This is a genomic window from Acidovorax cavernicola (genome assembly GCF_003581445.1).
The window spans coordinates 54,088-68,258 of record NZ_QXMN01000033.1 but is presented as its reverse complement, the minus strand read 5'-3'; the positions used below and the strand labels follow the sequence as shown (position 1 = coordinate 68,258).

The window sequence follows — 14,171 nt, the reverse complement described above, 5'->3', positions numbered from 1 at the left end:
CTGCCCACCCCGCCCCCTCTTCCAGCGACTTCTCCGGGCACACGCCCATGATGGCGCAATACCTGGGCCTCAAGGCCGACCATCCGGACACACTGCTGTTCTACCGGATGGGCGATTTCTACGAACTGTTCTGGGCCGATGCCGAGAAGGCCGCGCGCCTGCTCGACATCACGCTCACCCAGCGCGGCCAGTCGGCCGGGCAGCCGGTGCTGATGTGCGGCGTGCCCTTTCACTCGGTCGATACCTACCTCGCGCGGCTCATCAAGCTGGGTGAGTCGGTCGCCATCTGCGAGCAGGTGGGCGAGGTCGGCGCCAGCAAGGGCCCGGTCGAGCGCAAGGTGGTGCGGGTGGTCACGCCCGGCACGCTGACCGACTCGGAACTGCTCAACGACAAGAGCGATTCGCTGCTGCTCGCGGTGCATGCGGGCACGCGCAATTTCTGCGGGCTGGCATGGCTCAGCGTGACGGGTGCCGAGCTGCGGCTGGCCGAATGCCCGGCCGACGCGCTCGAAGCCTGGATCGCGCGCATCGCGCCGAGCGAGCTGCTGTACAGCGCCGAAGTCACGCCCGCCTTCGAGCAGCGCCTGAAGGCCGCGCGCGCGGCCGTGCCGTTCACGCTCTCGCTGCGTCCAGCCTGGCAGTTCGATCCCGGCCTGGGCGAGCGCAAGCTCAGCGAGCAGATGGGCAGCCACAGCCTCGCCGCATGGAACGCCGAGGGCCTGGGAAACGCGCACGCCGCCGCCGCCGCGCTGCTGGGCTATGCCGAGCACACGCAGGGCCGCGCGCTCTCGCACGTGCAGCGCCTGTCGGTGGAGCGCGACGGTGACCTGATCGAGCTGCCGCCCACCACGCGCCGCAACCTGGAGCTGGTGCAGACGCTGCGCGGTGAAGACTCGCCCACGATGTTCTCTCTGCTCGACACCTGCATGACGGGCATGGGCAGCCGGCTGCTCAAGCGCTGGCTGCTTTCGCCGCGCCGCGACCGCAGCGAGGCGCAAGGCCGGCTCGACGCCATCGGCGCGCTGCAGGCCACCGGACCCGGCGCCACGGCCGCGCCCTGGCGAACGCTGCGCGAGCAGCTCAAGAACACCAGCGACGTGGAACGCATCGCGGCGCGCATCGCGCTGCGCCAGGTGCGTCCGCGCGAACTCGTCGCGCTGCAACTGGCGCTGTCCAAAGCCGAGCAACTGGCACCGATGTTGCCGGGCGCGGCCGCGCTGCTGGCGCAGATCACCGAACGCCTTGCGCCGCCGCCGGGCTGCGCCGACCTGCTGGTCCGCGCGATCAAGCCCGACCCGTCGGCGCTGGTGCGCGACGGCGGCGTGATCGCCACCGGTCACGACGCCGAGCTCGACGAGCTGCGCGAGATCAGCGAGAACTGCGACGACTTCCTGCTCAAGCTCGAGATCAGCGAGCGCGAGCGCACCGGCATCAGCAACCTGCGCGTGCAGTTCAACCGCGTGCACGGCTTCTACATCGAGGTGACGCAGAGCGCGCTCTCGAAGGTGCCCGACAACTACCGCCGCCGCCAGACGCTGAAGAACGCCGAGCGCTTCATCACGCCCGAACTCAAGGCCTTCGAAGACAAGGCCCTCAGCGCGCAAGACCGCGCACTGGCCCGCGAGAAGTGGCTGTACGAGCAACTGCTCGACGCGCTGCAGCCCTCGGTGCCGGCGCTCACGCAACTGGCCGGCGGCATCGCCGCGCTGGATGCGCTGTGCGCGCTGGCCGAGCGCTCGCACACGCTGAACTGGCGCGCGCCAAGCTTCGTGTCGCATCCGTGCATCGAGATCCAGCAGGGCCGCCATCCGGTGGTGGAGGCGCGGCTGGCCGAGAAGTCGTCGGGCGGCTTCATCGCCAACGACACGCAGCTCGGACCGCAGCAGCGGCTGCAGGTCATCACCGGCCCGAACATGGGCGGCAAGTCGACCTACATGCGGCAGGTGGCGATCATCGTGCTGCTGGCGTCCATCGGCTCGCACGTGCCGGCCACGGCCTGCCGGCTCGGGCCCATCGATGCGATCCACACGCGCATCGGCGCGGCGGACGACCTGGCCAATGCGCAGTCGACCTTCATGCTCGAAATGACCGAGGCCGCGCAAATTTTGCACAGCGCCACGGCGCAGTCGCTGGTGCTCATGGACGAGATCGGCCGCGGCACCAGCACCTTCGACGGGCTGGCGCTGGCGGCCGGCATCGCGGCGCAGCTGCACGACCGCAGCAAGGCCTTCACGCTGTTCGCGACCCACTACTTCGAGCTGACCGAGTTCCCGGCCACGCACCACGGCGCCGTGAACATGCATGTGAGCGCAACCGAGTCGGGCCGCGACATCGTGTTCCTGCACGAGATGCAGCCGGGCCCGGCCAGCAAGAGCTACGGCATCCAGGTGGCGCGCCTCGCAGGCATGCCCGCGGCGGTGGTCAACCATGCGCGGCAGGCGCTCGATGCACTTGAATCGCAGCATGCGCAAACTCGTGCACAGGTCGACCTGTTTGCGCCCCCGCCAGCCGCCGAAACCCCCATGGCCAGCGCCGTAGAATCCGCACTGGCTGCCCTCGACCCGGACACCATGAGCCCGCGCGAAGCCCTCGACGCGCTCTATGCCCTCCAGAAACTGAACGCGCGTGAACGCAGTGCCGTGTGAGCGGGCACTGTTCATGCAAGGCGAACCCATGACTTATTGCGTAGGCATCAAACTCAACGCCGGCCTGGTGTTTCTTTCCGACTCGCGCACGAACGCGGGCGTGGACCACATCAGCACCTTCCGCAAGATGATCGTCTACGAGCAGCCGGGCGACCGCGTGATGGTGCTGCTGTCGTCGGGCAACCTGAGCATCTCGCAGTCGGTGCGCGAAATTTTGCAGATCGAAGAGTTGCGCGAAACGCGCGAAGACGGCACGCAGGGCGAGCCGATCACGATCTGGAACGCCAAGAGCATGTTCGATGCCGCGCGCGTGCTCGGCTCGGCGGTGCGCCACGTGTACGACCGCGACGCCGAGGCGCTCAAGCATGCGGGGCTGGACTTCAACGTGTCGTTCATCTTCGGCGGACAGGTCAAGGGCGAAGGCATGCGCCTGTTCCTGGTCTACGCCGCAGGCAACTTCATCGAAGCCACCACCGAGACGCCCTACTTCCAGGTGGGCGAATCGAAGTACGGCAAGCCCGTGCTCGACCGCGTGCTCACGCCCGAGACGCCACTGGACGAAGCCGCCAAGTGCGCGCTGGTGTCGATGGACTCGACCATGAAGTCGAACCTCTCGGTCGGCCTGCCGCTGGACCTCGTGGTGTACGAGGCCAACAAGCTCGAGACCGACCGCGTGATCTGCATCGACGCCGACAACCCCTACTACCGCATGATGCACAACAGCTGGGGCCAGAAGCTGCGCGAGGTGTTCGACAGCATCGAAGACCCGGTGTGGGACGACAGCCACACGGAGCATCCGCTGAAGATGCCCGCCACGCGCCACAGCCCGCTGCGAAAAATTTCGACGCCCGACGAAAAACTGATCTGAAACTGTCCGTGCCTCCTGTCATCTTTTCGCACGGCAACAGCTTTCCGGCGAGCACCTACCGCGTCGTTCTCGACAGCCTTCGCAACCGGGGCTTCGAGGTCGATGCCATCGAGAAATTCGGGCACGACCCGAAGTACCCCGTCACCGACAACTGGCCGAACCTCGTGCAGCAGCTGGCCGACTTCGCCAAGGTGCGCGCCGACCGCGCCGGCGGCCCGGTGTTCCTCATCGGCCATTCGCTGGGCGGCTTCCTGAGCCTGATGTGCGCGGCGCGCCACCCCGAGCTGGCGCGCGGCGTGCTGCTGATCGACTCGCCGATCCTCGGCGGCTGGCGCGCGAACACGCTCAACGTGGTCAAGCGCACGCCGCTCATGAAGAGCATTTCGCCCGGCGCCGTCAGCCGCAAGCGCAAGAACAGCTGGGAACATCGCGAGGCGGTGTTCGAGCACTTCCGCAGCAAGAAGGCCTTCGCTAAGTGGGACGAGCAGGTGCTGCACGACTACATCGACCACGGCACCTTCGACAGCGAGGACACCCGCGCCCTGAGCTTCGACCGCGACGTGGAAACCGCGATCTACAACACCCTGCCCCACACCCTGGGCGCGCTGCTGCGCCGCCATCCGCTCAAGTGCAAGGCGGCCTTCATCGGCGGGCGCCAGTCGGTCGAGATGAAGCAGGTGGGCATGGCCATGACCGAGCAGGTCACCAAGGGTCGCATCACGATGCTCGACGGCACCCACCTGTTCCCGATGGAAAAGCCGCTGGCCACGGCGGCGGCCATCGAGGCCTCGTTGCGCAACCTGATGTAGGTGGTGTTCAGGCGGTGCGGCAGGCGACCGCGTCGCCGACGCGCAGCACACCGCCACACAGCACCCGCGCCGTCACGCCGCCATGTCCGCGCATGGCGTTGTAGCCACCGGGGCCGAGCAGTTCTTCCATGCGCGAGCAGGGCTCGCAAGGCCCGGTGATCTCGAGCAGCACCTCGGCCCCGAGCGCCAACACCAGCGGCTGGTCGCGAAACAGCGACCGCGCCGCCAGCAGGTTCAACCCCGACACGACGAGGTTGCGGCGCAGCAGGCCGGCATCCACGCCCTCCATGCGCTGCGCAAGCGCCGCGACCACCGGCAGGTGCTCCGCCTGGATCAGCGTGACCTGCCGCTTGCCGCCGCCGCGCCCGGCGCTGCTGCGGTCGCCCTCCAGGCCCAGCGCTTCGATCGCCCGCACCTCGTCGACCGACTCGACGGTCGTGCGCCGCGCGGGGCGCAGCAGGATGGCGTCGAGCCGGCCGGGGTGCGGGAATTGCCGGGTCAGGGCGTGGAGGTCGGACATGCGCCGCATTGTCCACGCGGACTTTTTTTGCGTGCCGCTGTCGGCCCGCCGCATACTGGCGCGTCCTTGGGGTTGAACCTTCCCTTGCCGAAGGCACAGAAGCGACACCGCGCCGACGATGACCACCACCGAGCTGAGCTGGATCGCCACCACGCTGACCGCCGCGCGTCCTCGCGCGGTGGCCGCGCTGCTGCGCTACTTCCGCGACCTGGACACCGCCGAGGAAGGCTTCCAGGAGGCCAGCCTGCGCGCGCTGCGCCACTGGCCCGACCAGGGGCCGCCCGACGATCCGCTGGCATGGCTGATCCTCGTGGGCCGCAATGCGGCGCTCGACGAGCTGCGGCGGCGACATCGGCACGATCCCTTGCCTGAAGGCGACGATGGCGATGCGGACACGGGCCTCGATCCAGACCTTGCGGCACAGCTCGACCAATCCCACTACCGTGACGACGTGCTGCGCCTGCTCTTCGTCTGCTGCCACCCCGCGTTGCCGCTCGCACAACAGATCGCGCTGGCCCTGCGCATCGTGTCGGGGTTGTCGGTGTCGGAGATCGCGCGCGCCTTTCTTGTCGGCGAGCGCGCGATGGAGCAGCGCATCACGCGCGCCAAGCAGCGCGTGGCCGCGGCCGGCCTGCCCTTCGATGCGCCCGGCGCGCGCGAACGCGGCGAGCGGCTGGCGGCCGTGGGCGCGGTGGTCTACCTGCTGTTCAACGAAGGCTACGCGGCCAGCGGCGGCACGGCCCATGTGCGCGCCGCCCTGTGCGAAGAAGCGATCCGGCTCGCGCGCCTGCTGTGCGAGCTGTTCCCCGACGAGCCCGAGCCCGCCGGCCTGTGCGCCCTGCTGCTGTTGCAGCACGCGCGCGCCGATGCGCGGCTCGATGCCGACGGCATGGTCGTGCTGCTCGAAGACCAGGACCGCACGCGCTGGCACTGCGCGGCGATCGACGAAGGCCTGGCCCTGCTCGACGCCGCACTGCGCCAGCGCCGCATCGGTCCGTATCAATTGCAGGCGGCCATCGCGGCCACGCACGCACGCGCCCCGTGCGCGGCCGACACCGACTGGGCCGAGATCGACCGGCTCTACGCGGGCCTGGAACGGCTGCAGCCCTCGCCCGTGGTCACCCTCAACCGCGCGGTGGCCGTGGCCAAGGTGCGCGGGCCCGAGGCAGCGCTCGCGATGGTCGAGACGCTGGCGCAACCGCTGTCGGCCTACTTCCACTTCCACGGCCTGCGCGGCGGCCTGCTGACACAGCTGGGCCGCGCCGAGGATGCGCGGCGCGCCTTTGCCGACGCGCTCGCGCTGGCCCGCACCGCCGCCGAGGCCGCGCACATCCGGCTGCTGATCGACCGCCTCGATACCGGAGGCGATGGCACCTCTTCCAATACTCCCCACGCGAAGGACGCACGATGCTCTATTCCATCCTGATCTACGGTTCCGAGGCTGCGGCGGCCGGTTGGGCGCCCGAGGTCGAAGACGAGATGCTCGAGCGTCACACCGACCTGCGCGACGAGCTGCAGGCCGCGGGCCGGCTCGGCACCGTGCTGCGCCTGATGCCCGACACCGCCACCACCGTGCGGCACGCCGGCGCCGCGCATCCGCTGGTGACCGACGGCCCCTTCGCCGAAACGAAGGAGCAGCTCATGGGCATCTACATCGTCGAATGCGAGTCGCTCGAAGAGGCACGGCATGCGGCGCGGCGGCTGGATTTCGAGGGTGGCGTGTTCGAGATCCGCCCCGTGACCTGGTACGACCCGGGCGTGATCGCGCCGCGCATTCCGCAGGTCTGAAAAAAAACTGGCTGCGCTGTCGGATCACCGGGACCTGCGCCGTCCTTGGATCGAGCGCCCGCATGTCGCGGGCGCCACTCACGCCAAGGAGAAGCGTCCATGTCCTCGAATGTCCATATCCAGTCTTTGAAAGACCGCTGCGCCGTGATCCACGGCGGCAGCGGTGCTCTCGGCGGTGCGGTCGCCCGCGCCTTTGCACGCGAAGGCGCACGCGTGTTCGTCACCGGCCGCAGCCGGCGCAAGCTCGATGCGGTGGTGCAGGACATCGCCGCCGCCGGTGGCCACGCACAGGCGGCGGTGGTCGATGCGCTGGACGAAGCCGCGATGGTCCGCCACGCGGCCGAGGTCGCCGAACAGGCCGGCGGCATCGATGTCGCGTTCAACGCCGTCGGCGTCTTTCATGTGCAGGGTCGGCCGCTCGCCGAGCTGTCGCTGGAGGACTACTTCCTCCCGGTTCACGCCTACGCGCGCAGCAACTTCCTCACCGCCAAGGCCGTGGCGCCGCACATGGCGGCGCGCGGCGGGGGCGTGATCCTGTCGGTGTCGACGCCCGCCTCGCGCCTGCCCGGCCCCGGCTACCTCGGCCACGCCGTGGCCTGCGCCGCGGTGGAAGGGCTCATGCGACACATGGCGGGCGAGCTGGCGGCCTTTCGCATCCGCACCGCCTGCATCCGCTCGCACGCGATTCCCGAGGCAGTCGCCGCGGGCTCGCACAGCCGCGAGGTGTTTCGCCCCGCCGCCGAACGCATGGGCCTCACGGTCGAGCAGATGCTGGCCGCGCCGACCGACGGCCTGCTGGTGGAACGCCTGCCCTCGCTGGACCAGCTGGCGGGCACCGCGGTGTTCCTGGCGTCGCCGCTGGCCGGCGCCATCACAGGCGCGATAGTCAACCTGAGCGGTGGGGTCATCCTCGACTAGAGTTGCTGGCGTCTTGAATTAACATCAAGATACAAATTGGAACTTTAGAAACAATTATTCCAACAAGTTCCATTTAAGAAAAAACGTTCCACCACGTGCACCTCGGCTCAAAATGTCGCCCTATGTCTGCCCCTCTTCTGGAAGACGTTGAAGCTGTCTCGCTGAGCCCTGCGCTGGTGGTCGAAGACGATCCGGCGATGCGCGAGCGCCTGGCGTATGTGCTGTCCACCCTCGGCTGCGACGAGCCGCAGATCGCCTGGGCCGACAGCGTGGCCGCGGCCCGCTCGCTGCTGGAGCAGCAGCATTTCGGCGTCGCGCTGGTGGACATCGGCCTACCCGACGGCAGCGGCGTCGACCTGATCGACTGGATGCATGCGCACCACCAGCGAGTGCCCGCGGTGGTGATCTCGGCCTGGCGCACCGAGGCGGTGATCTTCGCCGCGCTGCGCGCCGGTGCCATCGGCTACCTGCTGAAGGAGCGCGACGACCTGGAGCTGAGCATCGCGCTGCGCAGCATCGAGCAAGGCGGCGCGCCGATCGATCCGGCCATTGCCCGCCGCATCCTCGGCTGGGTGGCGAGCCAACTGCCCAGCCCGCCCGGCTCGCTCGCGCCGCCCGACGACCCGACACTGACGCCAGCCCTGACACCGGTCACGCTGACGCCGCGCGAACGCAATATCCTCGACCTGGTGTCGCAAGGAATGAGCAACCGCGACATGGCGGAAGCGCTGTCGATCTCCAGGCTGACTGTCGAATGCCATACCAAGAACATCTACCGCAAGCTGGCCGTCAACTCGCGCACCGAGGCGGTCTACCAGGGACGAAAGCACGGCCTGCTGCGCTGAGCTTCGTCTTCGGGGGCCTCGTGCTGTGGGCCCTGTTCTTGTTGTTCTTCACCGGCAGCGCTCACGCACAAGCTCCATCGCCTGTACCTGCACCTGCGCCTGAACTGCGCGCCGAGGCCGCACGCGGCACCGGCTGGAACGACAGCACACCGCCCGCCGACGGCTGGACGCCCGTCACCCTGCCCGACAGCTGGGCCACGCGCTGGCCCGGTTTCGACGGTGTGGTCTGGTACCGGCTGACCTGGGACGAAGCTTCGCCCCCCACCGAACGCGGGCTGCTGCTGCACTACCTCAACATGGCCGGCGATGTCTCGCTCAACGGCACGCCGATCTGGCGCGACACCAGCCTGGTCGAACCGCTCACGCGCGCCTGGAACTCGCCGCGCTACTGGCTGCTGGCCGCGCCGCAGTTGCGCGCCGGCACCAACACGCTGCTGGTGCGCGTGTCGGGCCTGTCGGCCTACCAGGCCGGGCTGGGGCCGGTCAGCCTCGGCACGCCCCTGGCGATGCAGGCGGAACATGCCCGCGAGCAGCTCATGCGGCGCGACCTGCAGGTGTTCGGCCTGGCGATCAGCGCGGCGGTGTCGGCCTTCTTCGCGGCGTGGTGGCTGCTGCGCCGGCGCGAGACGGCCTACGGCTGGTTCGCCGCGATGTCGGTGCTGTGGCTGCTGTTCGGCTACAACCAGATCGCCACCAGCCCCTGGCCGTTTGCCAGCAACCACAGCTGGCAGGCGCTCAACATGTCGCTGCTGCTGGTGTTCAGCGTGTCGTACGGCGTGTTCGTGCTGCGCTTCGCCGGCCGGCGCATGCCGCGCCTCGAAGTCGCGGCGTTCGCGGTGGCGGCGATCGGCGTGCTCGACCTGTGGTTCGCAGGCATCGCTAACCTGCCCACCCACCGCGCGATCTGGACCCTGTTGGGTGGCCTCACGATCATCGTCGTGAACAGCAGCGGCATCTTCCATGCGCTGCGCCACCGGGGCAGCCCCATGCGTTCGCTCGCGCCGTTCATGGCGGTGTCGGCGCTCACGGGCGCGCACGACCTGCTGGTGTTCATGCAGGTGATCGACAGCAACATCTACTACACGACCATGTCCTCGTACGTGCTACTGCTGGGCATGGCGCTGACCCAGGCCGGGCGCTTCGTGCAGAGCCTGCGGCGCATCGAGAACTTCAACACCGAGCTGATCGAGGAAGTGAATGCCGCCAAGGCCGAGCTCGCCGCCACGCTGGCGCAGCAGCACGCGCTGGAACTCGCACATGCACGCATCGGCGAACGCGTGAACCTCGTGAGCGACCTGCACGACGGCCTGGGCGGCATGCTGCTGGGCAGCATCGCGACACTGGAACGCACACCCGACAACCTCACGGCACCGCAGTTGCTGGCCATGCTCAAGAGCCTGCGCGACGACCTGCGGCTGATCATCGACGCGGCCGGCCGCGACGATGGCACGCGCGCGCTCGGCGAACTGCTGGCGCCGCTGCGCCACCGTAGCGCGCAGCTGCTCGACGCCAACGGCATCGACTGCCGCTGGAAGGTCTCGGGCATCGACACGCTCGAACTGGCGCCCTCTCAGAGCCTGGACCTGATGCGTTTTCTGCAGGAGGCACTGACCAACGTGCTCAAGCACAGCGCGGGCCGCCGCGTGGACGTGACGGTGACGCGTGCGGGCGCCGAACTTCAGCTCAGCGTGCGCGACGACGGTCGTGGCTTCGCCGTGGACGGCATGAACGGCACGGCCAGCGGCGCGGGGCTGCGCAACCTGCGCGCGCGGGCACGCCGCCTGGGCGCGCAGTTGCAGCTGCAGTCGCGCCCCGGCGAAACGCAGGTGGCGTTGCGGATGCCCCTGGACGGCGCCGCGCCTACTTGACCAGCGACAGCGTGCCCTTCATGAGCGATGCGTGCCCCGGGAACGAACAGAACCACGCGTAGCTTTCGCCCGCCTTGAGCTTGGCCACGTCGAAGCTCACGGTGTCGGTCTCGCCGCCGCCGATGACCTTCGAATGCGCGATGACGCGCGCATCGCCCGGCTTGACGTAGGCCTTGTCCAGCCCCGCAGCGATGCCGTCCGCCGCCGCCCCTTGAACATCGGAAGCCTTGCTCAGCACCCAGTTGTGGCCCATCGCGGCCTTGGGCATCTTGCCGACATGCTTGAGCTTCACGGTGAACTGCTTGCAGCTGGCCGGGACCGCGATGCTGGTCTTGTTGAACTGCATCGCGTCGCTGCCTTCGATCTCCACGTCGCACGTGGCGGCCAGCGCGGGGCCGGCAAGCAGCGCAGAAAAAAGCAGGGCCGCGGTGGTTCTCGTCTTCATCACATGATTCTTTCGGTTGGGTGCCGGCTCGGCACGCCTCACTGTGCAGCCGGCATGCCGCGGAACCCTTGCGATGAATCAAGGCGCCGAGGGAAAGGGCTCAGAGTTCGAGCACCAACCGCCCTTCGCAGGCACGGGAGCAGCATGCCATCATCTTCGTGTTCGCGTCCCGCTCGCTGCGCGTGAGCACCACGTCGCGGTGGTCGACCTTGCCGGCAATCACGCGCACTTCGCACGAGCCGCACAGGCCTTCCTCGCAGTCGCTCTGCACATCGACATTGGCCGCGCGCAGCGCCGTGAGCAAGGTCTGGTCGGGCGGCACGGTGATCACGAGGCCAGAGTCTTTCAGTTCCACCTCGAAAGCATGCTCCTTCGACGGGTCGAGCGTGGCCAGCGTCGATTCGAAATGCTCGACGCGCAACGCGCCTTCGGGCCATGCGGCGCAACAGTCTTCGAGCGCTTCGAGCATGCGCAGCGGACCGCAGGCATAGATCTGTGCGCCGGGCACCGGCGTGGCCAGCAACGTGCGCAGGTCGTTGCGTTGGCCTTCATCGGCCGCATGCACGTGCAGGCGCTCGCCGTGCAGCGCGGCCAGCTCGTCGACGAAGGCCATGGTGGCGCGGCTGCGGCCGCTGTAGTGCAGCTCGTAGTCCATGCCCAGCGCCTTCGCGCGACGCGCCATCGCGCTCACGGGCGTGATGCCGATGCCGCCGGCGATGAAGATCGCCTTCGCGAGCGACTCGTCGAGCCGAAAGTGGTTGCGCGGCCCGCGGATGCGCAGACGGTCGCCCACCTTCACGTTCGCATGCACCCAGGCCGAACCGCCACGACCGTCGGGCTCGTGGAGCACGGCGATCTCCAGCGCGTGCGCTTCGTCGGGGTCGCCGCACAGCGAGTACTGGCGCGACAGCTCGGGCGTGCCGCACTCCACGTCGATGTGTGCGCCGGGCGTCCAGCGTGGCAGCGGCTTGCCGTCGGGCGACACCAGGCGCAGCCGGACGATGCCATCAGCCACCCGCGTCACGCGCTCGACCACCACCGGCCGCGCGATCGCGTGCGCCGACGGCTCACCGATGCGCACGGGCACCTGCACGTCGCGCAGGCCCGCATCGGCACGCTCCGGGTTGGCGCGCGGGTCCCATTCGACCCACAGGTGCTCGGGCCCGCGGAACGAGGTGTTCGGCACGTAGCTGAAACGCTGCGGCGACAGGCGCATGTGCGGCAGGCGGCGCGTGAACTCCTCCAGGAAGATCTGCATCTCCATGCGCGCCAGGTTCTTGCCCATGCACTGGTGCGAACCGTAGCCGAAGGTCAGGTGGTCGCTGGCGTTGTCGCGGCGGATGTCGAACAGGTCGGCATCGGAAAAATGTCCTTCGTCGTGGTTGGCCGACGAGGTGACGATCAACAGGCGCGAGCCCGCCGGCAGGTCGACGCCGCCGACCTGCGTGTCCTTCGTGACGAGCCGGCGCCAGGCGGCCACCGAGCCATTGTGGCGCAGGCACTCTTCCACCGCGTTGGGGATCAGGCCCGGGTCCTCGCACAGCTCCTGCCACACCTGCGGATGCTGCAGCAGCAGCTTCACGGCGTTGGCGGTGGCGTTGGCGGTGGTCTCGTGCGCGGCGACGATGCCGGCCATCATCATCGAGTGCAGGTACGAGTCGGTGACGACCTCGGGGTGCTGCATCTGCTTGCGGATGCCGTACTGCATCCAGCCGGGTGCATCGGGGTCCTGGCGCATCTTCTCGAGCACCTTGCCGGCGTACTGCCAGAAGTTGCCGACGGCATGCGCCACGGCCACCTGCTCTTCGGGCTTGGGGCGGCCCCAGGTGTTGACGGTGTGTGCGATGGAGTACTTGCGCAGCGTGTCCATGTCTTCCTCGGGCACGCCGAGGAAGTGCAGCGCCACGGTGAGCGGAATCTCCCACAGCATCTGGTCGACCAGGTCCGCCTTGCCGTCGTCGATGAAGCGGTCGACATAACTGCGCGCCAGTTCGCGCACCAGCGGCTCGTGGTGCTTGAGCGCCTCGGGCGTGAACGGGTCCATGAGCGCGCGGCGGCGCGGCATGTGGGCCGGCTCGTCCTCGTTCACCAGCGTGCGGTTGAGCGCGAAGCCGTACGACGCGAGCACGGCGTTGGCCTCGTCGCCGGTGGGCGTGATCTTCTCCAGCGCGTTCGACGGGCTGAAGGTGAGGTTGTCGCGGAACACCGCCTTGATGTCGTCGTAGCGCGTGATCACCCAATAGCCCAGCTTGGGGCTGTAGAAGATCGGCTCCTGCTCGCGGGCCCAGCGCACGTACTCGGGCGGGTCCTGCTGGTAGCCGTCTTCGAAGGGGTCGAACTCGGCGGCGCGCTGGCTCACGGGGCAGCCGGTGGGCGTGCGCTCGGCAGAGAGCGCCCCGTGTGCGACGGGGCAACCCGAAGCGGAAGACGTGCGCGATGGCATGGCGGTGTCGGACATGGCAGCGGACTCAGTCGAGCGTGATCTTCAGGTCGCGGATCAGCTTGTGCCAGCGCACGGTCTCGGCCTTCAGCAGCTCGGTGTACTGCGCGGGCGTGTTGCCCACGGGCTCGACGCCGAAGTCGACCATGCGCTTGTTCACCGAAGGCTCGTGGATGGCCGCCACCAGCTGGCGGTTGAGCGTGTTCACCACGTCGGCCGGCGTGGCCGCGGGCACCACCACGCCGACCAGCGCGGCGGCCTCGACGTTCTTGTAGCCGAGTTCGGCGAAGGTGGGCACGTCGGGCAGCTGCGGCAGGCGCGTGGGGTTGGCCACGGCCAGCGCGCGCACCTTGCCGCCCTTGATGAAGCCGGCACCGGCGGCCATGTCGACCATCATGGCCGGCAGCTGCCCGCCGACCACGTCGGCCAGCGCGGGCGCTGCGCCGCGGTACGGCACGTGGACCATGAAGAGCTTGGCCTCGACCTTCAGCAGTTCCATCGCCAGGTGGTGCGGGCTGCCCGCGCCGGCCGAGGCGTAGTTGATGCCGCCCGGCTTGGCCTTGGCCTGCGCGATGAAGTCCTTGGCGTTGGCAAAGCCCGAGTTGGCGCCGACCACCAGGATCATCGGGAACTTGCCCATCAGCGTGACGGGCGCCAGGTCCTTCGTGGGGTTGTAGCTCAGCGACTTGTACAGCGCCGGGTTGAACACCAGCGTGCCGTTATCGGCCGAGAGCACGGTGTAGCCATCGGCCGGCGCGCGCGCGGTTTCGGCAGCCGCCAGCGCGGTGTTGCCGCCGGGCTTGTTGTCCACCAGCACGGGCTGGCCGACCTGGGTCGACAGCGTCTGGGCGACGGTGCGCGCGAGGAAGTCGGAACCGCCGCCGGCCGCGTAGGGCACGAGCCAGCGGATCGGCTTGCTCGGAAAGGCGGTCTGGGCGCTGGCGGCGGTGGCCAGGGCAGCGAGGGACAGGACCGCAAGGCCGCGGGCGAAGTGCTTCTTCATCGGGTGTCTCCGGAGTGGAATT

12 protein-coding genes are annotated in these 14,171 nt (G+C 68.8%); 8 read left to right on the top strand and 4 right to left on the bottom strand.

Annotated elements, in window-relative coordinates:
• The 3 genes from mutS to D3H34_RS22680 form a co-directional block, all read left to right on the top strand.
• Nucleotides 1–2,645: DNA mismatch repair protein MutS (gene mutS, locus D3H34_RS22690; RefSeq protein WP_286186085.1), on the top strand; the 2,645-nt coding region annotated here is incomplete at its 5' end.
• Between the two features lie 28 nt (nt 2,646–2,673).
• Nucleotides 2,674–3,513 (top strand): proteasome-type protease, encoded by an 840-nt coding sequence (locus tag D3H34_RS22685; protein ID WP_119556508.1) that lies wholly within the window; start codon nt 2,674–2,676, stop codon nt 3,511–3,513.
• 2 nt (nt 3,514–3,515) lie between these two features.
• Nucleotides 3,516–4,322, top strand: coding sequence for an alpha/beta fold hydrolase (locus D3H34_RS22680; RefSeq protein WP_205736794.1), 807 nt, complete (start codon nt 3,516–3,518; stop codon nt 4,320–4,322).
• 7 nt (nt 4,323–4,329) lie between these two features.
• Here the strand turns inward: D3H34_RS22680 and D3H34_RS22675 are convergent, their stop codons facing one another.
• Nucleotides 4,330–4,842 carry an MOSC domain-containing protein gene (locus tag D3H34_RS22675; RefSeq protein ID WP_119556501.1) on the bottom strand — a complete coding sequence of 171 codons (513 nt, stop codon included), beginning with the start codon at nt 4,840–4,842 and terminating at the stop codon, nt 4,330–4,332.
• 118 nt (nt 4,843–4,960) lie between these two features.
• Here D3H34_RS22675 and D3H34_RS22670 point away from each other — a divergent pair, with 118 nt between their 5' ends.
• From D3H34_RS22670 to D3H34_RS22650, 5 genes are all read left to right on the top strand, one after another.
• On the top strand, nt 4,961–6,268 hold the full coding sequence (locus tag D3H34_RS22670; protein ID WP_119556500.1) for an RNA polymerase sigma factor: 1,308 nt from the start codon (nt 4,961–4,963) through the stop codon (nt 6,266–6,268).
• The gene (locus D3H34_RS22665) at nt 6,250–6,630 is read left to right on the top strand and encodes a YciI family protein (RefSeq protein WP_062474928.1); all 381 of its coding nucleotides are present in this window, start codon (nt 6,250–6,252) and stop codon (nt 6,628–6,630) included. The genes D3H34_RS22670 and D3H34_RS22665 overlap by 19 nt, the downstream gene beginning before the upstream one ends.
• A gap of 99 nt (nt 6,631–6,729) precedes the next feature.
• Complete coding sequence (locus tag D3H34_RS22660) at nt 6,730–7,548, top strand: SDR family NAD(P)-dependent oxidoreductase (protein ID WP_119556499.1); 819 nt, start codon at nt 6,730–6,732, stop codon at nt 7,546–7,548.
• A 122-nt stretch (nt 7,549–7,670) separates the two neighbouring features.
• Nucleotides 7,671–8,393, top strand: a complete 723-nt coding sequence (locus D3H34_RS22655; RefSeq protein WP_119556498.1) for a response regulator transcription factor — start codon at nt 7,671–7,673, stop codon at nt 8,391–8,393.
• A 20-nt stretch (nt 8,394–8,413) separates the two neighbouring features.
• Nucleotides 8,414–10,261, top strand: a complete 1,848-nt coding sequence (locus D3H34_RS22650; protein ID WP_286186084.1) for a sensor histidine kinase — start codon at nt 8,414–8,416, stop codon at nt 10,259–10,261.
• On the opposite strand, the gene azu is transcribed toward D3H34_RS22650, so the two are convergent.
• From azu to D3H34_RS22635, 3 genes are all read right to left on the bottom strand, one after another.
• On the bottom strand, nt 10,254–10,706 hold the full coding sequence (gene azu, locus D3H34_RS22645) for an azurin (protein ID WP_119556496.1): 453 nt from the start codon (nt 10,704–10,706) through the stop codon (nt 10,254–10,256). The genes D3H34_RS22650 and azu overlap by 8 nt on opposite strands.
• A 100-nt stretch (nt 10,707–10,806) precedes the next feature.
• The gene (locus D3H34_RS22640) at nt 10,807–13,164 is read right to left on the bottom strand and encodes a cytochrome P450/oxidoreductase (protein ID WP_119556495.1); all 2,358 of its coding nucleotides are present in this window, start codon (nt 13,162–13,164) and stop codon (nt 10,807–10,809) included.
• Between the two features lie 10 nt (nt 13,165–13,174).
• Nucleotides 13,175–14,149 (bottom strand): Bug family tripartite tricarboxylate transporter substrate binding protein, encoded by a 975-nt coding sequence (locus D3H34_RS22635; RefSeq protein ID WP_119556494.1) that lies wholly within the window; start codon nt 14,147–14,149, stop codon nt 13,175–13,177.
• Between the last annotated feature and the right edge of the window lie 22 nt (nt 14,150–14,171).

Excerpts from the sequence above, each read along its gene's own strand:
- D3H34_RS22655 (WP_119556498.1), top strand. The coding sequence starts at position 7,671 with ATGTCTGCCCCTCTTCTGGAAGACGTTGAAGCTGTCTCGCTGAGCCCT.
- D3H34_RS22640 (WP_119556495.1), bottom strand. The coding sequence starts at position 13,164 with ATGTCCGACACCGCCATGCCATCGCGCACGTCTTCCGCTTCGGGTTGC.
- D3H34_RS22665 (WP_062474928.1), top strand. The coding sequence starts at position 6,250 with ATGCTCTATTCCATCCTGATCTACGGTTCCGAGGCTGCGGCGGCCGGT.
- D3H34_RS22635 (WP_119556494.1), bottom strand. The coding sequence starts at position 14,149 with ATGAAGAAGCACTTCGCCCGCGGCCTTGCGGTCCTGTCCCTCGCTGCC.
- D3H34_RS22670 (WP_119556500.1), top strand. The coding sequence starts at position 4,961 with ATGACCACCACCGAGCTGAGCTGGATCGCCACCACGCTGACCGCCGCG.
- D3H34_RS22675 (WP_119556501.1), bottom strand. The coding sequence starts at position 4,842 with ATGTCCGACCTCCACGCCCTGACCCGGCAATTCCCGCACCCCGGCCGG.
- azu (WP_119556496.1), bottom strand. The coding sequence starts at position 10,706 with ATGAAGACGAGAACCACCGCGGCCCTGCTTTTTTCTGCGCTGCTTGCC.
- D3H34_RS22685 (WP_119556508.1), top strand. The coding sequence starts at position 2,674 with ATGACTTATTGCGTAGGCATCAAACTCAACGCCGGCCTGGTGTTTCTT.
- D3H34_RS22660 (WP_119556499.1), top strand. The coding sequence starts at position 6,730 with ATGTCCTCGAATGTCCATATCCAGTCTTTGAAAGACCGCTGCGCCGTG.